Below are 19,879 nucleotides of genomic sequence, written 5' to 3'. Positions count from 1 at the left end.
ACTGCCGCGGCAGGCGCTGCCATGGCGCCGGGCGCGGCAAAGAGCGCTCGCCGACCAGGCCGAAGCCGCGAGGCGATCGTTGCCTGACGCGGCCCCTGACGGCGACTCAGGCCAGGCCAGGACCCCGGACCGGGATGCTGGTGAACGTCGGCTGCTCGGGTTCCGGTGAAGTGAAGAAGTCGTTGCCCTTGTCGTCGACGACGATGAACGCCGGGAAGTCCTCGACCTCGATCTTCCAGACCGCCTCCATACCGAGCTCCTCGTACTCGACGACCTCGACCTTCTTGATGCAGTCCTGGGCGAGCCGCGCGGCCGGGCCGCCGATGGAGCCGAGGTAGAAGCCGCCGTGCGCATCGCACGCGTCGGTGACCTGCTTGCTGCGGTTGCCCTTCGCCAGCATCACCTTGGATCCGCCCGCCGCCTGGAACTGCTCGACGTAGGAGTCCATACGGCCGGCCGTGGTCGGGCCGAAGGAACCGGACGCGTAGCCCTCGGGCGTCTTCGCCGGACCCGCGTAGTACACCGGGTGGTCCTTCAGGTACTGCGGCATCTCCTCGCCCGCGTCAAGGCGCTCCTTGATCTTGGCGTGCGCGATGTCACGCGCGACCACGAGCGGACCGGTCAGCGAAAGCCGCGTCTTCACCGGGTACTTGGTCAGCTCCGCGAGGATGTCGTCCATCGGCTGGTTGAGGTCGATCTTGACGACGTCACCATCGGACTCGAGGTGCTCGTCCGTCGTCTCGGGCAGGAACCGCGCCGGGTCCGTCTCCAGCTGCTCCAGGAACACCCCCTCCGCGGTGATCTTCGCGACGGCCTGGCGGTCGGCCGAGCAGGACACGGCGATGGCGACCGGACAGGACGCGCCGTGCCGGGGCAGCCGTACGACACGCACGTCGTGGCAGAAGTACTTCCCGCCGAACTGCGCCCCGATCCCGATCTTCTGCGTCAGCTCGAAGACCTTCTCCTCCAGCTCCTTGTCCCGGAAACCGTGCCCGAGCTCCGAGCCCTCGGCCGGAATCTCGTCCAGGTAGTGCGCGGAGGCGTACTTCGCGGTCTTCAGCGCGTACTCGGCCGACGTACCGCCCACGACGATCGCCAGATGGTACGGCGGACAGGCGGCCGTACCGAGCGAACGGATCTTCTCCTCCAGGAACTTCATCATGGAGGCCTCGTTCAGGACGGCCTTCGTCTCCTGGTAGAGGAACGACTTGTTGGCCGAACCGCCGCCCTTGGCCATGAACAGGAACTTGTACGCGCCGCCGTCGGTGGCGTACAGCTCGATCTGCGCGGGGAGGTTGGAACCGGTGTTCTTCTCGTCCCACATGGTCAGCGGGGCCATCTGCGAGTAACGCAGGTTGAGGTTCAGGTACGCGTCGTAGATGCCCTCCGACAGCGCCGCCTCGTCACCGCCCGCCGTCAGCACGTTCTGGCCGCGCTTGCCCATGACGATCGCGGTGCCGGTGTCCTGGCACATCGGGAGGACGCCCGCCGCCGCGATGTTCGCGTTCTTCAGCAGGTCCAGCGCCACGAACTTGTCGTTGCTCGACGCCTCGGGGTCGTCGATGATCCGCCGCAGCTGAGCGAGGTGCGCGGGCCGCAGGTAGTGCTGGATGTCGTGGATGGCCTCCGTGGCGAGCTTGCGCAGCGCCTCCGGCTCCACCTTGAGGAAGGTCCGCCCGTCGGCCTCGAAGGTGGAGACACCCTCGGAGGTCACCAGCCGGTAGGGGGTGGTGTCCTCTCCCATGGGGAGCAGATCCGTATACGCGAACTCAGGCATCTCAGCCCATTCCTCACTCGAAAGACGGCCACCCACCTCCGTTGGCGGGCCTCACCAGCGTAGAACCTGTCCAAGGACGGGAGCTTGTGAGGTAAGGCTCAGTTGGTTGACCAAGAGTTGTCCACAGGCCTAGTCGCGATCTATCGCGTTTCGGTACGCTGCTGCCGTGGACCTTCAGAAGCCCGACCTTCAGAAGCACGCGGACCCCGCACCCGCGCCGGCCGACCTGCGTGCCTCGGACGCCGACCGCGACCGCATCGCCGACATCCTGCGCGAGGCCCTCGCCGAGGGCCGCCTCACCGCGGACGAGCACGAGGAGCGGGTCGAGGGGGTGCTGAGCGCCAAGACGGTGGGCGAGCTGGAGGTCTTCATACGGGACCTGCCGGCGGCCCACGAGCGCCGTGCCGCCCCGGCCTGGTCCCCGGCCCCGAACCGCCCGACCGACGCGATACCCCACGACCCCGACGACAACGTGGTGGCGGTCCTGAGCGCCGCCGTCCGTAAGGGCCGCTGGCGCGCGGGCCGTCGTATCCACGCCTACGCGATCTTCGGCAGCGTGGAGATCGACCTCAGTGAGGCGATCTTCGAGTACCGCCAGGTCGTGATCAAGGCGTTCTCGTTCTGCGGCAGCGTCGAGGTGCGCGTCCCAGAGAACATCTCGCTGCGCGGCGCGGGAGTCGGTGTCCTGGGCGACTTCCAGGTGGACACGCTCGACTCGGCCGAGCAGGACGCGCCCGTGGTGTACGTCGACGGCTGGGCCGTCCTCGGCAGTGTCGACGCGAAGCCGAAGCGGGGCAAGCTCGTCGCGGACATCCTCGACCGGGTGCAGCGCGCGGTCGATCGCAAGGTCGACAAGAGTTTGCGCAAACACCTGGATCGTTGACGGTTGTGAATCCGGGCGCATCCGAAGAGAACGGATCGGCCCGTGGTGGGCTCCGGGAAGCGCACGCGACCGCCCGCAATCCAGCGGTTCGGGACTCAGTGCATAGGCGCGCGCACAGCGGGTAGGGCTTGCTGCATCGTCTCTCGCTCGCGAAGCCGTCGTCAGGAGTAGACCGTGCTGCAACCGCCGCATTCGTCCCTGCAGGTAGCTGCCGTTCCGGCCCAGCGGGTGCCAGTGCGGGACAGGGACCAAGACGCTCCATGGCACACCGAGGCGGTGTGCCGGCGCGACGAGGCCGGCCTGTTCTTCGCCCCGTCCAAGGAACCCACCGCCGCCAGGCTCTCCCGCGAGGAGGCCGCGAAACGCGTCTGTGCCCGCTGTCCCGTCATGGTCGAGTGCCGCGAACACGCCCTGCTCCAACCCGAGCCCTACGGCGTCTGGGGCGGCCTCACCGCAGCGGAACGCCGGGTGGTCCTGGCCCGCAGGCGCCGCCGCGACCTGGAACTGCAGAAGGCGGCGAGGGCGGCGCGGATAGCCCAGGCGGGCTGACGGCCCGACACACGAAAAGGGCGCCCCCTCCGCACCGGGGGCGCCCCCTTACTTGGGTGCGAGTACTTCGGCGCGAGTTACTTCGCGCGGTCGAAGTCGATCGCGCTGTAGGCCCGCAGCTTGCTGAGCCGGTGCTCGGAGTCGATCCGCCGAACCGTCCCCGACTTCGACCGCATCACGATCGAGTCGGTCGTCGCGGTCTCCGACCGGTACCGCACACCACGCAGCAGCTCACCATCGGTGATCCCGGTGGCCACGAAGAACACGTTCTCCCCGGACACCAGGTCGTCCGTCATGAGCACCCGGTCCAGATCGTGCCCTGCGTCGATCGCCCGCGCCCGCTCCTCGTCGTCCTTCGGCCACAGCTTGCCCTGGATCGTCCCCCCGAGGCACTTCACGGCACAGGCGGAGATGATCCCCTCGGGCGTACCGCCGATGCCCAGCAGCATGTCGACGCCGGTGCCTTCGCGCAGCGCGTAGATCGACCCCGCCACGTCGCCGTCGGAGATCAGCTTGATCCGCGCCCCGGCCTCCCGGATCTCCTTGATGATCCCTTCGTGCCGGGGCCGGTCGAGGATGACCACGGTCACGTCCTCCGGAGTGGACCGCTTGGCCTTGGCGACCCGCCGGATGTTCACGGAGACCGGCGCGTTGATGTCGACGAAGTCCGCGGCCTCGGGACCGGTGACCAGTTTGTCCATGTAGAACACGGCGGACGGGTCGAACATCGACCCGCGGTCCGCCGCGGCCAGTACGGCGATCGCGTTCGGCATGCCCTTGGCCGTCAGCGTGGTCCCGTCGATCGGATCGACGGCGATGTCGCACTCGGGGCCGGTCCCGTCGCCCACGCGCTCTCCGTTGAAGAGCATCGGGGCCTCGTCCTTCTCGCCCTCACCGATGACGACGACGCCGTTCATCGACACGGTGGAGACGAGGGACCGCATGGCGCGCACCGCGGCGCCGTCGGCGCCGTTCTTCTCGCCCCGGCCCACCCAGCGGCCCGCGGCCATCGCGGCGGCTTCGGTCACCCTGACGAGTTCCAGGGCGAGGTTGCGGTCGGGGGCCTCGGAGGGGACTTCGAGTTCGGACGGCAGATGATGATGCTCGGTCATCGGAGCGCACCTTTCTGATACGACGACGGCCGGATGAGGGTTCGACCGTCGACTCTATCCTCAGTCCGACAAAATGAGCAGGGGACCCCACGGATGAGCGGACCGGGCACCTGCGACGATAGGGGGCGTGGCAGGTTCGAACGGCAAGCAGAAGACGGTCCGGGACATGATTCTCTCCCTGGGCCTGATCGGGATCGCGGCGGCGGTCATCTACGTGTTCATCCCGCACGACGACTCCGCTCCCGACATCAAGACGGTCGACTACCGCGTCGAGCTGCTCACGGCCCGCCGCGCGGCCTCCTATCCGGTGGCAGCGCCCGAGGATCTGCCGGCCGGCTGGAAGGCGACCTCGGTGCGCTTCCAGGGCGACCAGTCCGACGCCTGGCACCTGGGTTTCCAGGCCCCTGGTGATCAGTACGTGCAGGTCGAGCAGTCGACTCAGAAGCCGTCGACGTTCATCGACGAGGCGAGCCAGGGCGCAGAGGCGACGAAGCAGACCCAGCAGATCGCGGGCCGCACCTGGACGCGGTACACGGGCGGCCGCTACGACGCCCTCGTGCACACCGGCGACGGGGCGACGACCGTGGTCGCGGGCACGGGATCGTTCGCCCAGCTGGCCGAGATGGCGAAGTCGCTCAAGACGGCGTGAGACCACGGGAAAGGGCCCGGCTGCCAGGCGGCCGGGCCCTTTTGTCGCGTGTCAGCCGTCTCAGACGGTGGTGACGACCTCGTCGTACGCCAGGCGCGGGGAGCGCGGGAACCAGGCGTCCTCGCCCGGCTTGCCGATGTTGACGACCATCAGCGGGGTGTGGTCGTCGTCCAGGAACTCCTTGCGGACGCCCTCGAAGTCCAGACCGGTCATCGGGCCGGCGGCGAGGCCCGCGGCACGGACGCCGATGATGAAGTACGCGGCCTGCAGGGCGGCGTTCAGCCCGGCGGCACCCTCGCGGGCGGGGCGCTCGCTGAAGAAGACGTCCTTGGCCTGCGGGAAGTGCGGGAAGAGCTCCGGCAGCTCCTCGTGGAACTCGTTGTCCGCGGAGAGGATCGCGACCAGCGGGGCGGTGGCGGTCTTGGGCTGGTTGCCCTCGGCCATGTGCTGGACCAGGCGCTCGCGGGCCTCGGCGGAGCGGACCAGCGTGATGCGCAGCGGGCTCTGGTTGAAGGCGGTCGGGCCGTACTTGACCAGGTCGTAGATGGCCTGGAGCTGCTCGTCGGTCACCGGCTCGTCGGTGAAGGTGTTCGCGGTGCGGGCCTCGCGGAACAGCAGGTCCTGGGCGGCGGGGTCAAGAACGAGAGACATAGGAAACCTTCTCGGGGGGTGCGTCGACCCCGGAAACGGACCGGGGACCGGTTGACGTCTCGACGGTACGCGACTGAAGTTCAACCTTCAACAAAAACCAGGGCGTGGTGATCCGCTTCACAGATCACCCAGGTCTCCTACTCGGCGTCGCCCTCGGTCCCGGCCTCTTCCTCCTCGGCCAGTGCCGCGTCCAGTCGCGCCCGCGCCCCGTCCAGCCAGCGCCGGCACACCTTGGCCAGCTCCTCGCCCCGCTCCCAGAGCGCGAGGGACTCCTCGAGCGTCGTGCCGCCCGCCTCCAGCCGCCGTACGACCTCGATCAGCTCGTCCCGTGCCTGCTCGTACCCGAGCGCCTCTTCCGTCACCTTGCTGGTCATCCGCCCACCCTATGCATCGACTCGGACAACGAACTCACCCTCGGCGACCCGCGCCCGCAGGGTCTCCTCCGCCGTCACCTCGTCCGGCGCCCGCACCACGTGCCCGTCGGCCTTCTGGAGCACGGCGTACCCGCGCTGGAGGGTCGCGGCGGGGGAGAGGGCCACCACGCGTGCGTGCGTGTGCGTCAGCTCGGAGTCGGCGCGGTCCAGCAGATGGCCCAGGGTGCGGCGGCCGCGGTCGGTCAGGGAGGACACATGGTCGGCGCGCTCGTCGATCATCCGGTGCGGATCCTCTATCGACGGCCGCGCGAGGGCCTGCGCGAGGCCCCGCTCCTCCCGCTGCAGGAAGGACTCGACGCACCGCCGTGCGCGGTCCCGCAGCGCCCGCACCCGCTCGTACTCCTCACCCACGTCCGGTACGACCTTCTTGGCCGCGTCCGTGGGCGTGGAGGCCCGCAGGTCGGCGACGTAGTCCAGCAGCGGGGTGTCCGGCTCGTGCCCGATCGCCGAGACCACCGGCGTACGACAGGACGCGACCGCGCGCACCAACTGCTCGTCGGAGAACGGCAGCAGATCCTCCACGCTGCCCCCGCCGCGCGCCACGATGATCACGTCCACGTCGTCCAGCGCGTCGAGCTCCTTGACCGCCTGCACGACCTGGGGGACGGCGTGCACCCCCTGCACGGGGACGTTGCGCACCTCGAACCGGACAGCCGGCCAGCGGTGCCGGGCGTTCTCCAGGACGTCCCGCTCGGCGGCCGACGCCCGCCCGCAGACCAGCCCGATCAGCTGCGGCAGGAACGGCAGCGGCTTCTTGCGCTCCGCCGCGAACAGCCCCTCCGCGGCGAGGGACTTCTTCAGCTGCTCCAGCCGCGCCAGCAGCTCACCGACCCCGACCGGCCTTATCTCGGTGGCCCGCAGCGAGAGCTGACCCCGCGGCGCGTACCACTCCGGCTTCGCCAGTACGACGACTCGGGCGCCCTCGCTGACGACATCGGCGATCTCGTCGAAGACCTGGCGGAAGCAGGTGACGCTCACCGAGATGTCGTACGACGGGTCGCGCAGCGTGAGGAAGACGACGCCCGCGCCGGGGCGCCGGGAGAGCTGGGTGATCTGGCCCTCGACCCATACGGCGCCGAGGCGGTCGATCCAGCCGCCGATGAGGCGCGACACCTCGCCGACGGGCAGGGGCGCTTCGGGGGTCGAGTTCACAGCCATGCCGCGAGCGTAACGGCCCGGTACGACAACGCACCGTCACCGGCCGTCACTACCCGGCCGGTTCCGGCCTCGTTCGCTGCACCACCAGCACCAGCAGCCCCCGGCGAGGTCCCGGAAGCCCAGGCTGCGCCGACATGGTGCCTCCGCCTGTGTCACGGGCACGAGCACGCGATCTTTGACCGGCCGAGCGCGGCCTTACGATGGGACGCATGACTGCTTCGCCTGGCCGCCGTGTCCTGCTCGCCGCCCCCCGTGGCTACTGCGCGGGTGTGGACCGCGCCGTGATCGCCGTCGAGAAAGCCCTGGAGCAGTACGGCGCTCCGGTGTACGTCCGACACGAGATCGTCCACAACAAGTACGTCGTACAGACCCTGGAGAAGAAGGGCGCCATCTTCGTCGAACGGACGGAGGAGGTACCGCCGGGCAACATCGTCATGTTCTCGGCCCACGGCGTCGCCCCCGTCGTCCACGAGGAGGCCGCGCGCGGCAACCTCGCCACCATCGACGCGACCTGCCCGCTCGTCACCAAGGTCCACAAGGAAGCCGTCCGCTTCGCCAATGAGGACTACGACATCCTGCTGATCGGGCACGAGGGCCACGAGGAGGTCATCGGCACCTCCGGCGAGGCCCCCGACCACATCACGCTGGTCGACGGCCCCTCGGACGTCGCCAAGGTCGAGGTCCGCGACGAGTCGAAGGTCGTGTGGCTCTCCCAGACCACGCTGTCCGTCGACGAGACGATGGAGACCGTCGACGCCCTCAAGGAGAAGTTCCCGCAGCTCATCTCGCCGCCCAGCGACGACATCTGCTACGCCACGCAGAACCGTCAGCTCGCGGTGAAGCAGATGGGCGCCGAGGCCGAGCTGGTCATCGTGGTCGGCTCCCGCAACTCCTCCAACTCCAAGCGGCTCGTCGAGGTCGCCAAGCTGGCCGGCTCCCGCGAGGCCTACCTCGTGGACTACGCGAGCGAGATCGACGAGGCCTGGCTTCAGGGCGTGACCACGGTCGGCGTCACCTCGGGCGCCTCGGTGCCGGAGGTACTGGTCGAGGAGGTCCTGGAGTGGCTGTCGCAGCGCGGTTACGGCGACGTGGAACTCGTGAAGGCGGCCGAGGAGTCCATCACCTTCTCGCTGCCGAAGGAACTGCGCCGCGACCTGCGCGAGGAGGCGGCGGCGCTGGTCGCGGAGCGCAAGGGGACCTCGCAGGCGTGACAGTCAGTCGTCCGTCGTAACGTAGGGCCATGCAGATCTTCGGCTTGGACATCGGCGGATCCGGGATCAAGGGCGCTCCTGTGGACCTGGACAAGGGCGACCTCACCCAGGAGCGCCACAAAGTGTTCACCCCGCACCCGGCGACGCCCGACGGCGTGGCCGACGGGGTGAAGCAGGTCGTGGACCACTTCGGGTGGACGGGACCGGTCGGCCTGACCTTCCCGGGCGTGGTCACCGGCGGCTCGACGATCCGTACGGCGGCCAATGTCGACAAGAGCTGGATCGACACCGACGCGCGCGCGTTGTTCAGCGAGCGGCTCGGCGGACTCCCGGTGACCGTCGTCAACGACGCGGACGCGGCGGGCGTCGCCGAGATGAACTTCGGTGCGGGCAAGGACCGCAAGGGCACCGTCATACTGCTCACCTTCGGCACCGGCATCGGCAGCGCGGTCTTCGTCGACGGCGTCCTCGTCCCCAACACCGAGCTGGGCCACCTGGAGCTGCACGGCCACGACGCCGAGAAGAAGGCCTCCAGCAAGGCCAGGGAGGACGAGGAGCTCACCTGGGAGCACTGGGCCCACCGCGTCCAGAAGTACCTCGCCCATGTCGAGATGCTCTTCTCGCCCGAGCTGTTCATCGTCGGCGGCGGCGTCAGCCGCAAGGCCCAGAAGTTCCTGCCGCACATCGAGGGCGTCAAGGCCGAGATCGTCCCGGCACAGCTGCAGAACAACGCGGGGATCGTGGGGGCGGCGATGCGGGCGGTGGAGGGTTGAGAGGGGCGGAGCCGCAGGTCCCGCCTTCGGAGCCGCAGGCCCCGCCTCGTACCGCTGGTCCCCGTCAGCGCGAGCGGCTCCGTACCAGGCGGATCCTGCGGACCAGCGCGATGATGCCGGCGGCCAGCGTGCCGGCGTAGAGCCAGCCGGCCTGCGTGGCCAGCGCGGTGAACAGGCCCATCAGGCGCCCCGAGGTGCCGCCGCTGCTGTCGGCGACCGGGACGAGCCCGGTGGCGAACGCGATCGGGACGATGATCGGGGCGGTCAGCAGATCGCCCCGGCGCATCCAGACCGCCGTCAGTACGCTCACCGGCACGAACAGCACGCCGTACACCGTCAGCGACGAGCCGAACAGCAGTGAGACGAGGAAGCCGAGCGTGAACATCAGCCCGGCGCAGAACAGGCCGCCGCCGAGCCCGGTGAGCCGGGGGTTGGGGAACCGTCGCAGCGTCTGGATCACGGGCGGCGGGGGGCGACGGGGCGCCGCCGGCCGTCGCTCACCGCGGGCCTGCGCGGGCAGCGGCGCTCCCGGGGCCGGGCGTCGCGTTCCGTTGTGCGGGGGGCGTGTCCTGTGTTGCTCCACTGGACCAACCTAGGTCTGTTTATGTGCGGAATCGCTCCTCGGACACGCGGTGCGAAAGACCTTGGCCATGCGTTCGAGAGGTCAGCCGGAGCGTGCTGCGGCACGCCGTAGACTGGTGGATCGGCCCCCTGGCCGCCAGTCTCCTCACGTCTCCTCTTACGTACGGGAAGTCGCAACGTGTCGCTCACGATCGGAATCGTCGGTCTGCCGAATGTCGGCAAGTCGACCCTGTTCAACGCCCTGACCAAGAACGACGTGCTGGCGGCCAACTACCCGTTCGCCACGATCGAGCCGAATGTCGGCGTGGTCGGCGTCCCGGACCCGCGGCTGGCGAAACTGGCCGAGATCTTTTCCTCCCAGAAGATCCTCCCGGCGACCGTCGACTTCGTCGACATCGCGGGCATCGTGCGCGGCGCGAGCGAGGGCGAGGGCCTGGGCAACAAGTTCCTCGCGAACATCCGTGAGTCGGACGCGATCTGCCAGGTCATCCGTGCCTTCAAGGACGAGAACGTCGTGCACGTCGACGGCAAGGTCTCGCCCAAGGACGACATCGAGACGATCAACACCGAGCTGATCCTCGCCGACCTCCAGACCATCGAGAAGGTCCTGCCCCGCCTCCAGAAGGAGTCGCGGATCAAGAAGGACATCGCCCCGAAGGTCGCGGCCGTGGAAGCGGCGAAGGAGATCCTGGAGAAGGGCGACACCCTGTTCTCCGCGGGCATCGTCCAGGGCTCCGGCAACGAGGAGCTCCTGCACGACCTGCACCTGCTGACGACGAAGCCCTTCCTTTACGTCTTCAACGTCGACGAGGACGAGCTGGTCGACGAGTCCTTCAAGGACGAGCAGCGCGCCCTGGTCGCCCCCGCCGAGGCGATCTTCCTCAACGCCAAGCTGGAGGCGGACCTCGCCGAGCTCGACGAGGAGGACGCGATGGAGCTCCTGGAGTCGGTCGGCGCCGAGGAGCCGGGCCTCGCCACCCTCGCCCGCGTCGGCTTCAACACCCTCGGCCTGCAGACCTACCTCACGGCCGGCCCCAAGGAGTCCCGCGCCTGGACCATCAAGAAGGGCGCCACCGCCCCCGAGGCCGCCGGAGTCATCCACACCGACTTCCAGAAGGGCTTCATCAAGGCGGAGGTCATCTCCTTCCACGACCTGGTGGAGACGGGATCGGTCGCCGAGGCCCGCGCGAAGGGCAAGGCGCGCATGGAGGGCAAGGAGTACGTGATGCAGGACGGGGATGTGGTGGAGTTCCGCTTCAACGTGTAGCGGGTGGCGTGCCACCACGCCGCTGATCTCGCAAATGTGCGGTTCAGGAGGGGCCTGACGCTTCGAGGTCGGGCCCCTGCCCGCACGATCACTCCCCGGCGGACCTGTCCGCCAGTCGCCCGACGGCGAATGCGACGGCGTCAGCGAGGTCGAACAGCCGGCAGCGGGCAAGACCGACCCGACCGGAGCGCACCGCCCCGGTCGCCTCGTAGGCGGCCCCCACAGCCGCGAACGAGGAGGTGTCCAGGAGCACTTCGGCACACTCGTGCGGGCCCGCAAGACGGCTCGGGATGCGGTACTCCGCCAGGTGGAACGCGGTGCACGCCTCGAAACCGACGCCCATCAACAGCACCCGGGCGTCGAGCTCCTCCAGTCTGCCCAGCGGTGACGCCTTGCCCAGGGAGCAGTCGAGGGAGTGGTCGGAGGTGATGTGGTCCGCCTGGGCGCCCAGCGCCGCGAATGCACTCCGCGGATGAGCGCTGCGCAGGGCAGCGGGCCGGTTCCGTACCGTCTCGGCCAGGACACCGACGCCGAAGCCCGGTGCGGTGCAAGGGGCGGACGCGGGCGTTCCGGCGCGGGCGTCGCCAGGTGTCGGCGTGTACACCACGAGCGTCCCGTTGGGTCCGAGCACCTCCAACAGCGCGCTCACCATGGTCTCTGCGCCGTTGGAGACGGGCCCGACGGCGCTCAGGGCGGAGTGCACCAGGACGGTGTCTCCGGCCCGGAGCCCCAGTCCGCGAAGGTCATGCACGAGGTCCGCTCTGCCGCGCAGCGCCCCTGCCGGCGCGGGCCGACGACGCACGGCCTCGCGCAGCTCCGTCACGAACCGCCTGCCCGCGGGCAGGAGTTCGCCGCTTTCGAGCAGCGTGTGAGCGGCTGTGTCGGTGTGCTCGCGCCAGGTCTCGTACTCGCGACGGGCACGCTCGCCTCCCGTCCCGGAGGCGAGTTCGGTGCGCCAGAAGTCCGTCACGCCCAGATGCGCGTACGTCCCCTGGAGCAGCGCTCCGGCCGGACGCTGATCGGGTCGCCACGGGGCGTGGTAGCGGGCCTCCGTGGGAGGGCCGTGCAGCGGCAACAGGTCGAGCAGAGCGCCGAGTTGGACGTGCAGAAACTCGTGCACGAGGGTCAGTGCGAGAAGCACGGGGTCGTCGGGGAGAGAGGCGGCGACGGCTCCGAAGGCGCGACGCGCCGCCGAACTCACCTCGGTGCCATCGGGGTTGGGAAGCAGCGGGACCACTGTGGTCAGGCCGGTGGCGATGGCCTGCGCGTGCCAGGGGTGCCGCCGCACGAGCACGGTCCAGGCGGCACGCAACGCCTGTGCCCACTCCTGTGCCTGTCCGGCGGAGAGCGGTTCGGCGAGTTCGTGACCGTGCACCTCACGGAAGGGGCCGCGGTCGGCGAGCCGCAGTTCGAGTGCCATGCCGTCACAGACGGCGTCGACGCCGTGCCACGCCCGCCGACCTGCGTCCGCCGTCAGTTGTTCCAACCACCGCAGATCAGTGGGCAGTCCGCGCTCCAGCGCGGTGAGAGCCCGGGTCAGTCCCTCGTCCAGGTAGGGGTGCAGCATGACCTCGCGCCAAGCCGCGCGGTCCCGCCGGTTCAGTTCGACCAGGCCGCGGTACGCCGCTTCCGCGGTGCCCTCCTCCGGATGCCCGTCCGCCGCCCGGCGCAGGGCGTGCACCATCAGCGTGCGTTTGCTCAGTTGCCCGCCCCGAAGCAGGTCCACGGCCGTCGCACCGCCGCGGGCGCGGGCCAGGGCTCTGAAGACGGGGGCGGGGACGGTGTGCGGGACGAGATCCTGACCGGGGCGTGGGGCGGCACCAGTCCCCAGCCCGGTCCCTGTTCTCATCGGGACGCCGTCCGTCGGGACACGGTCAGCGTGGCCACGTCCCGGTGCAGCCGGGCGCTGATGTGGTCGACCAGTACCGCCAGGTCGTCGCAGTACACGGAGGGAGCCGAGAAGACCGGGGAGGCTCCCGGAGAGTATCTGTGGGCGTACAGGCCGCCGCCGCACACGCGGGAGCGGGCGCAGGAGCGGCAGACGGGGCCGAGCCCGCTCAACCCGCGCTGCCGGGCGCGGAAGGCGGGATGCGCGGCGGCGTCGGCGAACGTGTCACGGAACACGTGCAACCCGGTCTCGGGCGCCCCGGGATAGCTGACTTTGAGCGAGTCGGCCTGCTCGATCGCCCCGTCGGTCTCCACGACGACGAGGTCGACGGGTGTAAGACCGACCACCTCGCTGCGTGCGGTACCGCCGAGCAGCAGCACCATGATCTCCTCGAAGAGCCGGATGCCGGTCTCCCGGCTCGCGGCGCCGTACCAGCGGTCGAAGACCGCGCGCAGCCAGTCGGCGTACGGGGTGGCACGCATGGCCGCGCCCGGCGCAGGCGGAGCCGAGGGCGGGGAGGTCAGGGCGGCGAGCCCGGGCGGCGGAGCCTGCCAGGTCCCGTGCGGAAGTAAGAGGTCCAGCCGGGGCGGAGCGAACCGCAGGAGCGCCTCGTACGTCTCCAGCGGGTCGGTGGTGGGGTCGATCACGCACAACAGGCCGGCGAACAGGTGCCGGTGGGTGGGGTTCGTCAGCAGTTCGAGCGCGCGGACCGTGGCGGCGTGACTGCTTCCACCGTCGGCCCGCCGCCGGTGCCGGTCGTGCCCGGCCGGGGTGCCGTCCAGGCTCACCCCGATCCGGACCCCGTGACGGTCGAGAACGGGGAGCAGCCGTGGATCCTCGGACAGCCGGATGCCGTTGGTCTGCAGGGTGAAACGCGGCGCGGCGATGCCGGCCAGGGCATCCGTGACCGTCCCGAGGAGTGTCTCCAGGTACTCCGCCCCGACCAGCAGGGGTTCGCCGCCGTGCAACACCACATGCACCTCGGACAGTCCGTGCTCCGTGGCGTGTTCGGCCATCAACCGCGCCGCCCGCCGCACCGTCGCGGGAGCCATGCTCCTGGGGCGTTGCCGCCAACTCTGGTCGGCCGCCTCGTACATGTAGCAGTACGTACAGGCCAGATTGCACCGGCTGTGGATCTTCAGCAGGAACTGCCGGAAGGGCACGGACTCCGTCCCGCTGTCCGGCGCGGCGGGCGGGGCGTTGGTAGCGGACATCGGCATCGATCGCTCTGGTACGGCGGCGGAGGAGGAAAGAGGCCATCATAGGTACCCGGCAGACGCCGAGTGGCTCTTGGGGCGGTGAGGTCCCCTGATCAGGTGGTCGGTGGTTCGATATCCGAGTCGAGCCGCTTCCCGGACAGTATCGTCCGGGTCGTGGGGTGTGCCTCGCCCAGCTTGTCCCGGGCCCGTTGCGCGGCCTCTGCCGACAACTGCCCCGCCTCCTCGGTACGGCCGATCGCCCGCAGGCTCAGGCCAAGGTTGGAGGTGATGCTGATGGCGTCGTAGTGGTCAGGCCCCAGGATGTCGAGGAAGTGCCGCCGCGCACGCCGGTCCCACTCGACTGCCTGCTCCAGTTCGCCGGCCAAGGAGAGGTCGTTCGCGTGATTGATCATGCAGCTGAGGGTGTACGGGTGACTCTCCCCGACGATCCGTGACATCTGGTGCAGAGCCTGGTGGGACAGCTCGCATGCGGACTCCGTGCTGCCCGTCAGCCGCCGGTAGACCGAGAGGTTGGTGGCGCAGGCCAGAGTCACGGGATGCTCCGCGCCCAGGTAGGTGCTGTAGCGGTCCATCGCACGCTCGGCCAGTTGCCGTGCCCGCTGCGGTTCCCCGAGCGCCGCCAGGTCGCAGGCGAGACCGCAGGCCGCAGCGAGCGTGTCCGCGTGCTCCGTGCCGTGCGCTTCGACGTAGCGGGAGTGGATGTCCTCGTCGATCTTTCTCGCCTGTTCGTAGTCCCCGGCCCGACGCAGGGCCACCGCGAGGTTGCGGCGTGTCCGTAGCGTCTCCATATGGCTGTCCCCGAGGGTCTGCTCGTACCACTGGACGGTGGTGCGCAGCAGGTCCAGGGCCTCCCTGAGACTCCCCGTCTCACGCAGGTCCCGGGCGTAGTTGCTGGCGAACAGCAGGGAGTAGAAGTTGTCCCGCCCGCGCGCCTCGCTCTGCTGCCGGTACGCGAGTTCATGGAGATCCAGGGCCGCCCGGCGATCGCCCGCGAGGTACTCCGACATACCCAGGTTGTTGGTGTACATGAGTGTGCGCGGGTGGTCGTCACCCAGTGTCCGCAGAGCTCCGTCGAGGGTCTGGCGGTCGAGTTCCCGGGCCTCGAGGTAGCGGCCCAGTGCGCGCAGGTCGGCGGCGACGTTCCCGGCGGCCGCGAGGGTGTGCGCGTAGTCCGGGTCCTTGGTGCGGTGGAACCGCTCGAAGGTGTCCAGGTCGATCTCGTACGCCTTCTCCAACCGTCCCCTGGAGCGGAGCACGTTGCCGAGCTGGATACGCAGCATCAGGGTCTGCGGATCGTCGGGGTGCCCGATGCCGCACTCCTTCCAGCGGGCCAGTGTGCGTTCCGCGAGCTCCTGGCCGTCGGTGTGCAGGCCGCGTTTCCACAGGTAGCGCACTGAATCGGTGACCCACTTGCGTACTTCGGGATCCGAGCTTTCGGCAGCCAGACTCGGCCCCAGGTGGGGCAGGAGTTCCGCATAGCGGTCCCAGTCCCCGGGGACGTCCGGGTCGCCGGGGTCGGCGTCCACCAGCGCGGCGTGCACCACTCCGCGGGCCTGCGGGGTGCGCGCGTCGTCGACCTGGTCGCGGATGACGGCCTGCACCAGCCGGTGCACCGTGAGGGTCGCACTGCTCTGGTCGCTCTTGGCCAGGCCGAACCGGTTGATCGCCCGGACGAGTTGGGCCACCGCCATCTCGTCGCGCGGCTCACCCGGAGGCAGGGTCAGCGCCTTGGTGACGGCTTTGCTGTAGAGGAGTCGCAACGGAATGGGGTCGGGTCCGAAGAAGGAGCAGACCTCCAGCATCTCGGCCGCCGCCTGGTTCACCCGGCGCAATTCGTCGACCGCCAGATTCCAGGTCGCCGCGGCGGAGTGGGGGTAGTCCCGCTCCGGTAGCTGGGTCGTCTGCAACACCTCGGTGAGGCGGTCCTTGAGCAGCGCCAGATAGGTGGCCACCGGCATACTGCTCTCGCTGAGCCAGACGGCGGCCTGGGCGACGGCCAGCGGCAGGTCGCCCAGTTCCCTGGCCACCTCCTCGGCGTCGGAGGCCGTGAGCCCGGTGTTGAGGCGGTGCAGCAGATCTGTGCTCTCCTGGCGCTGGAACACCTCGACCTCGACCAGTCCTGCGTCGTTCACCCAGGTCCGGTCGCGGGAACTGAGGAGGACGTGCCCGCCGGGCGGTCCGGTCGGGATGAAGGCCGCGAGCTGTTCGGGGCGTCCGGCGTTGTCGTAGACCAGAAGCCAGCGGTCGAAGGGCTCCCCCCGTCGTAACGCCCTCAGCACCGACTCCGCGGTGCTCACCATGTCCTCGCCGACCTCCAGGCCGAGGCGCGGCGCAAGATCGGCAAGCGCCGGGCGGATCAGACCGGGTTGCGCGGCGGTAACCCACCAGACCACGTCGTAGGCCGCTTTGAACCGGTGTGCATATTCTTGAGCGATCTGCGTCTTTCCCACCCCTCCGAGTCCGTACAGGACCTGTGTCGTGCTGCCGGAGGTGAAGCCATTGCGCAGTCGCTCCAGCAGAAAGCCCCGACCGGTGAAGGAGACGTTCCTGGACGGAACGCGCTGCACCGCGGGGGACGTACCGGGAAACGGCGGGGCGGGCGAGCCGGGAGCCGGTGCGACGCTGCCCGGGACGCGGGCGCGGCGGACCGGGCCGACGACCGAAAGCAGCTGGGTCTCCGCCTCCTCGGGGGTGCAGTGGGTGAGGTCGGCGGCGAACCGTCCCCTGAAGGGGTCCCGAGCAGTGGTTTCGAACTCCTGAACGCGAACCGCCAGCAGCGCTCCGTCGGCGCTCTCATGACCTCTCAACTGCTTCCAGATGTCCTGGGCACGCCGCTGCACCATGTACTCGGGGGAGAGCAGGGCGAGCAGCCGTCCGCGCCCCTTCAGGACGGGGGCGACCTCGGGCAGCGTCCCGGCACCCGGTTCAGCGGTGCTGTGCAGCGAGACCTGGTATCCGATGCCCTCCAGCCGGGCCGCGATCCATTCCGCCCACATCCGGTCGCCCGAGGCGTAGCTGACGTGGATGCGCGGCCACGACGTCCTGGGGTCGAGGTAGGCGGCACGCATCCGCTGCCGCTCCTCCTCCGGATGGGGGACGAGGGATCGCACCCGGCCGTCGGTGATCCACGCGGTGAGCCGCTCGAAGGCCGCGAGCAGGTTGCCCGGCTGGGAGGGCCGGTCCCGGACCGTGGCCGGGATCTCGGCGTAGGCGTAGTACTTCTTGTAGGGGATCTCGACCTCTCCCCAGTACTGGTCGTGCTCCGATTCGACCAGCCAGGAGAGGAATGGTCCGAACTCGACACGAGCCAGGTCCCGGCCCCATTCGAGCAGCTCCTGTTCGCCGTCCTCGACACGCATGGGGACGGGGAGGATACGGACCGGGTGGCGCACCTCCGAGGCCACCGACTGCGCGACGTCCAGGCCGCCCTCGATGCTCTGGTGGTTCAGCACGAACCCGTCGACGAGGACGTCCGGCATCAAGGTGGTGCAGATCCCCGAGATGTCGCTGACGCCCGTGCGGCTGTCGATGAGGACGTAGTCGTACGAGGCCTTCATCTCCTCCCGCAGCATCTGGAGGAAGGAGCCGCCGCCCAGACGTTCGTAGAACGCGCGCCAGTTGAAACTGGTGACGTCCGCGGAGTACGAGGGGGACATCCGCCCGGCGGGCAGGAAGTCGAGCCGGCCGCCCGCGGGGAAGCGCAGGTCCAGGCCGGTGGTGCGCGGGCCGAGCCGTGCGTGGGAACGCAGTTCATCGTCGCTCATCACGGTGGCCCCGGCGCCGGGTTCCAGCGGCTCCCCGGGGCGTATCACCTGTCCGACGAAGGAGTTCACCATGTTGATCAGGCCGTCGGTGTCCCGCAGCTTCGGGTCGAGGAGGAAGGGACGCAGATACCGGTGCAGCCCGGGGGCCTCGAGGTCCCAGTCGACCAGCAGCACCCGCTTGCCGTTGCTGGCCATGATCCAGCCGACGTTGACCAGTGCCATCGTGCGGCCTGTGCCACCTTTGTAGGAGTAGAAGGTGACTATCCTGCCGGTGTCCTGAGCCTCGGCCTCAGAGCTCATCGTCCTGATCCTTCTGCAGGGGCGTACGACCCGGCGGCTCGGCCGGATGGTCAGTGCTGGAGGACGGTAGGTACGGGACACTGAGTCCCGGCATGGGCGGTGCCGACGGCCCGGCGGGCAGGCGGCGCGGAACGGCCTTCTCCATGAGACGGTTCTGGGCGACGACCACCATGCGGGCCATCCGGTCCTCGAACCGTTGTCTTTCGACCTGGACCTGGAACAGCGGATCGTAGGGGTCGTTGCGCCGCATCCAGTTGCGTCTGAAGACCTGCTGAAGGTCGGACCACAGCTTCTCGTCACCGGATTCGTCGTCCGTCTCGTGATGCGGCACGAGCACACCGGTGACCGGGTGGTTCTGCCGGTCGTAGTCGGACAGCGGAGCGCGGTACTGGTTTTCCCGGGCGGCCCAAGCATCGACCAGCAGCACGGACGTCTGGTTGTTGTACATGGCCTCGTCGAGCTTCTCGCCGAGGCCGGCGTCGACGACTTCCAGGCTGCTCGTGCACCCTTCGTCGATGATCACGCGCTGAGCCCGGTAGGCCACAGTGGGATGGATCGGAGGGTGGTACGGCGTCCAGTCGAGCGGTGAGGGCCCGTAGTACTCGCGCCGCTGCCGGCCCGTGGGCAGGGGGTCGGTGACGCCCGCGGCGATGAATACCCGGACGTGACCCGTGGTACGTCTTCCCGGCCCGGCGGGCTCCCGCCCCTCGAAGGGGCTGCGCACGGCCTTCAAGTCGAGGCCCTGCGCGCGGGGCAGCCGGAAGAGATCAGCGACGTGCTGCACCCGCTTCGCGACGAGTTCCAGGACGGCGTGGTAGGCGCGGCCACCCGGAGCGGAACGCAGCAGCCCCATCAGACCCTGCTCCAGGTACTCCTGACCCATCGGCGGTTCGAAGTACTGGTACTTGCTGATCTCCGGCGGCATCGCATGGTGCAAGGGGACCCACAGGACCGGTATGAGCGCCGGTACCTCTATGTCGGTCTGCTCGCGGTATCTCAGCAGCCTGGATTCGAAGGCGGCCCATTCCTTGCCGCAGTAGAGACTGTTGACGTAGGCGGGCGAGCACAGGGCCACCAGGGCCCGACAGTGCCCGATCTCGCTGCCGAGCGCGCTCTCCCAGTCCATGCCCAGGCCGATCCGCTCGATGTCGAGGAACGGCTGTTGTCCGCTGCAGTCCACGCCCAGACGGCCGAGTTCCGTCACCAGATCGTCGTAGAAACGACGGACGAAGGCGCTACCCCGGTCGTCCCGGCGCGCGTAGCTGAGGAAGAAGTACGGCTCTCGCTCCAAAGCACCCCCCGGCCGTCGCGTCCGGCCGCAGGCGTTTCGCCGCGCCTATGAGCCGGGATACGTGCGTGGCAACGTGATACCCCGCTGGGCGGGGGCTCAACTCACGACGGGGGGACGGATCGTAGTTGGCCGAAAGGCGGCGACGAGGACTGCCGGCGCGTCAGAGAAGTGCCGACGAGAACGCGGCGAAGCTCTCGCCCGAAGGGCATCGCACATCGCGGAGCACCGACGCGAGGACCGTGTCCGGCAGGTCCTCCAGCGCGTCCATGGGCAGGTCGGTGATGTCCACCAGGTCCGAGACGTACTCGGGGCTGCTCGTCTCTCTCAGCACCTGCAGTGCCTTTCTACCCCGCACGCGCCGACTGTGGAG

General features: G+C 69.4%; 17 protein-coding genes. 6 read left to right on the top strand and 11 right to left on the bottom strand.

What is annotated here, in order from left to right:
* Nucleotides 1-106 precede the first annotated feature (106 nt).
* Nucleotides 107-1,777, bottom strand: a complete 1,671-nt coding sequence (locus AQJ46_RS06130; RefSeq protein ID WP_057609989.1) for a fumarate hydratase — start codon at nucleotides 1,775-1,777, stop codon at nucleotides 107-109.
* 166 nt (nucleotides 1,778-1,943) lie between these two features.
* On the opposite strand from AQJ46_RS06130, the gene AQJ46_RS06125 reads away from it, so the two are divergent.
* Entirely contained in the window at nucleotides 1,944-2,660 is a 717-nt protein-coding gene (locus AQJ46_RS06125; protein WP_059204623.1) for a DUF1707 SHOCT-like domain-containing protein, read from the top strand.
* Nucleotides 2,661-2,834: 174 nt separating this feature from the next.
* Nucleotides 2,835-3,209: a WhiB family transcriptional regulator gene (locus AQJ46_RS06120; RefSeq protein WP_079072149.1), complete on the top strand. Its 375-nt coding sequence runs from the start codon at nucleotides 2,835-2,837 to the stop codon at nucleotides 3,207-3,209.
* Nucleotides 3,210-3,286: 77 nt separating this feature from the next.
* Here AQJ46_RS06120 and glpX read toward each other — a convergent pair whose 3' ends face one another.
* Nucleotides 3,287-4,321, bottom strand: a complete 1,035-nt coding sequence (gene glpX / locus AQJ46_RS06115; RefSeq protein ID WP_037719931.1) for a class II fructose-bisphosphatase — start codon at nucleotides 4,319-4,321, stop codon at nucleotides 3,287-3,289.
* Between the two features lie 127 nt (nucleotides 4,322-4,448).
* Between glpX and AQJ46_RS06110 the strand changes: the two genes are divergently transcribed.
* Nucleotides 4,449-4,970 (top strand): DUF4245 domain-containing protein, encoded by a 522-nt coding sequence (locus AQJ46_RS06110; protein ID WP_057609992.1) that lies wholly within the window; start codon nucleotides 4,449-4,451, stop codon nucleotides 4,968-4,970.
* Nucleotides 4,971-5,030: 60 nt separating this feature from the next.
* Here AQJ46_RS06110 and AQJ46_RS06105 read toward each other — a convergent pair whose 3' ends face one another.
* The 3 genes from AQJ46_RS06105 to xseA form a co-directional block, all read right to left on the bottom strand.
* Nucleotides 5,031-5,621 carry a malonic semialdehyde reductase gene (locus AQJ46_RS06105; protein WP_057609993.1) on the bottom strand — a complete coding sequence of 197 codons (591 nt, stop codon included), beginning with the start codon at nucleotides 5,619-5,621 and terminating at the stop codon, nucleotides 5,031-5,033.
* Between the two features lie 137 nt (nucleotides 5,622-5,758).
* Nucleotides 5,759-5,995 (bottom strand): exodeoxyribonuclease VII small subunit, encoded by a 237-nt coding sequence (locus tag AQJ46_RS06100; RefSeq protein WP_059204622.1) that lies wholly within the window; start codon nucleotides 5,993-5,995, stop codon nucleotides 5,759-5,761.
* A gap of 9 nt (nucleotides 5,996-6,004) precedes the next feature.
* Nucleotides 6,005-7,213, bottom strand: coding sequence for an exodeoxyribonuclease VII large subunit (gene xseA, locus AQJ46_RS06095; protein ID WP_059204621.1), 1,209 nt, complete (start codon nucleotides 7,211-7,213; stop codon nucleotides 6,005-6,007).
* Between the two features lie 200 nt (nucleotides 7,214-7,413).
* Here xseA and AQJ46_RS06090 point away from each other — a divergent pair, with 200 nt between their 5' ends.
* Nucleotides 7,414-8,424: a 4-hydroxy-3-methylbut-2-enyl diphosphate reductase gene (locus AQJ46_RS06090; RefSeq protein WP_079072148.1), complete on the top strand. Its 1,011-nt coding sequence runs from the start codon at nucleotides 7,414-7,416 to the stop codon at nucleotides 8,422-8,424.
* A 29-nt stretch (nucleotides 8,425-8,453) separates the two neighbouring features.
* A complete protein-coding gene (ppgK, locus tag AQJ46_RS06085) occupies nucleotides 8,454-9,197 on the top strand; it encodes a polyphosphate--glucose phosphotransferase (protein ID WP_059204620.1) in 744 nt (247 codons plus the stop codon).
* Between the two features lie 64 nt (nucleotides 9,198-9,261).
* On the opposite strand, the gene AQJ46_RS06080 is transcribed toward ppgK, so the two are convergent.
* Nucleotides 9,262-9,657, bottom strand: a complete 396-nt coding sequence (locus AQJ46_RS06080) for a DUF6542 domain-containing protein (protein ID WP_059204619.1) — start codon at nucleotides 9,655-9,657, stop codon at nucleotides 9,262-9,264.
* Nucleotides 9,658-9,957: 300 nt separating this feature from the next.
* Between AQJ46_RS06080 and ychF the strand changes: the two genes are divergently transcribed.
* The gene (gene ychF, locus AQJ46_RS06075) at nucleotides 9,958-11,046 is read left to right on the top strand and encodes a redox-regulated ATPase YchF (RefSeq protein ID WP_059204618.1); all 1,089 of its coding nucleotides are present in this window, start codon (nucleotides 9,958-9,960) and stop codon (nucleotides 11,044-11,046) included.
* An 88-nt stretch (nucleotides 11,047-11,134) separates the two neighbouring features.
* On the opposite strand, the gene AQJ46_RS58770 is transcribed toward ychF, so the two are convergent.
* The 5 genes from AQJ46_RS58770 to fxsA form a co-directional block, all read right to left on the bottom strand.
* A complete protein-coding gene (locus AQJ46_RS58770; RefSeq protein WP_079072147.1) occupies nucleotides 11,135-12,895 on the bottom strand; it encodes an AAC(3) family N-acetyltransferase in 1,761 nt (586 codons plus the stop codon).
* Nucleotides 12,892-14,154, bottom strand: a complete 1,263-nt coding sequence (locus tag AQJ46_RS06065) for an FxsB family cyclophane-forming radical SAM/SPASM peptide maturase (protein WP_079072146.1) — start codon at nucleotides 14,152-14,154, stop codon at nucleotides 12,892-12,894. The genes AQJ46_RS58770 and AQJ46_RS06065 overlap by 4 nt, the downstream gene beginning before the upstream one ends.
* A 92-nt stretch (nucleotides 14,155-14,246) precedes the next feature.
* Nucleotides 14,247-18,218: an FxSxx-COOH system tetratricopeptide repeat protein gene (gene fxsT / locus AQJ46_RS06060; protein WP_059204616.1), complete on the bottom strand. Its 3,972-nt coding sequence runs from the start codon at nucleotides 18,216-18,218 to the stop codon at nucleotides 14,247-14,249.
* Nucleotides 18,208-19,509, bottom strand: coding sequence for a TIR-like protein FxsC (locus AQJ46_RS06055; protein WP_079072145.1), 1,302 nt, complete (start codon nucleotides 19,507-19,509; stop codon nucleotides 18,208-18,210). Before AQJ46_RS06055 ends, fxsT begins: the two co-directional genes overlap by 11 nt.
* 160 nt (nucleotides 19,510-19,669) lie before the next feature.
* The gene (gene fxsA / locus AQJ46_RS51295) at nucleotides 19,670-19,864 is read right to left on the bottom strand and encodes an FxSxx-COOH cyclophane-containing RiPP peptide (protein WP_225886344.1); all 195 of its coding nucleotides are present in this window, start codon (nucleotides 19,862-19,864) and stop codon (nucleotides 19,670-19,672) included.
* Nucleotides 19,865-19,879 lie beyond the last annotated feature (15 nt).

Origin of the sequence: Streptomyces canus, assembly GCF_001514145.1 — a bacterium.
Taxonomy (GTDB): domain Bacteria; phylum Actinomycetota; class Actinomycetes; order Streptomycetales; family Streptomycetaceae; genus Streptomyces; species Streptomyces canus.
The sequence above is the reverse complement of the archived record's forward strand: the minus strand, read 5'-3'. Positions and strand labels throughout refer to the sequence as shown.

Excerpts from the sequence above, each read along its gene's own strand:
- fxsT (WP_059204616.1), bottom strand. The coding sequence starts at position 18,218 with ATGAGCTCTGAGGCCGAGGCTCAGGACACCGGCAGGATAGTCACCTTC.
- AQJ46_RS06100 (WP_059204622.1), bottom strand. The coding sequence starts at position 5,995 with ATGACCAGCAAGGTGACGGAAGAGGCGCTCGGGTACGAGCAGGCACGG.
- glpX (WP_037719931.1), bottom strand. The coding sequence starts at position 4,321 with ATGACCGAGCATCATCATCTGCCGTCCGAACTCGAAGTCCCCTCCGAG.
- AQJ46_RS06130 (WP_057609989.1), bottom strand. The coding sequence starts at position 1,777 with ATGCCTGAGTTCGCGTATACGGATCTGCTCCCCATGGGAGAGGACACC.
- xseA (WP_059204621.1), bottom strand. The coding sequence starts at position 7,213 with ATGGCTGTGAACTCGACCCCCGAAGCGCCCCTGCCCGTCGGCGAGGTG.
- AQJ46_RS58770 (WP_079072147.1), bottom strand. The coding sequence starts at position 12,895 with ATGAGAACAGGGACCGGGCTGGGGACTGGTGCCGCCCCACGCCCCGGT.
- AQJ46_RS06065 (WP_079072146.1), bottom strand. The coding sequence starts at position 14,154 with ATGCCGATGTCCGCTACCAACGCCCCGCCCGCCGCGCCGGACAGCGGG.
- AQJ46_RS06090 (WP_079072148.1), top strand. The coding sequence starts at position 7,414 with ATGGGACGCATGACTGCTTCGCCTGGCCGCCGTGTCCTGCTCGCCGCC.
- AQJ46_RS06105 (WP_057609993.1), bottom strand. The coding sequence starts at position 5,621 with ATGTCTCTCGTTCTTGACCCCGCCGCCCAGGACCTGCTGTTCCGCGAG.
- ppgK (WP_059204620.1), top strand. The coding sequence starts at position 8,454 with ATGCAGATCTTCGGCTTGGACATCGGCGGATCCGGGATCAAGGGCGCT.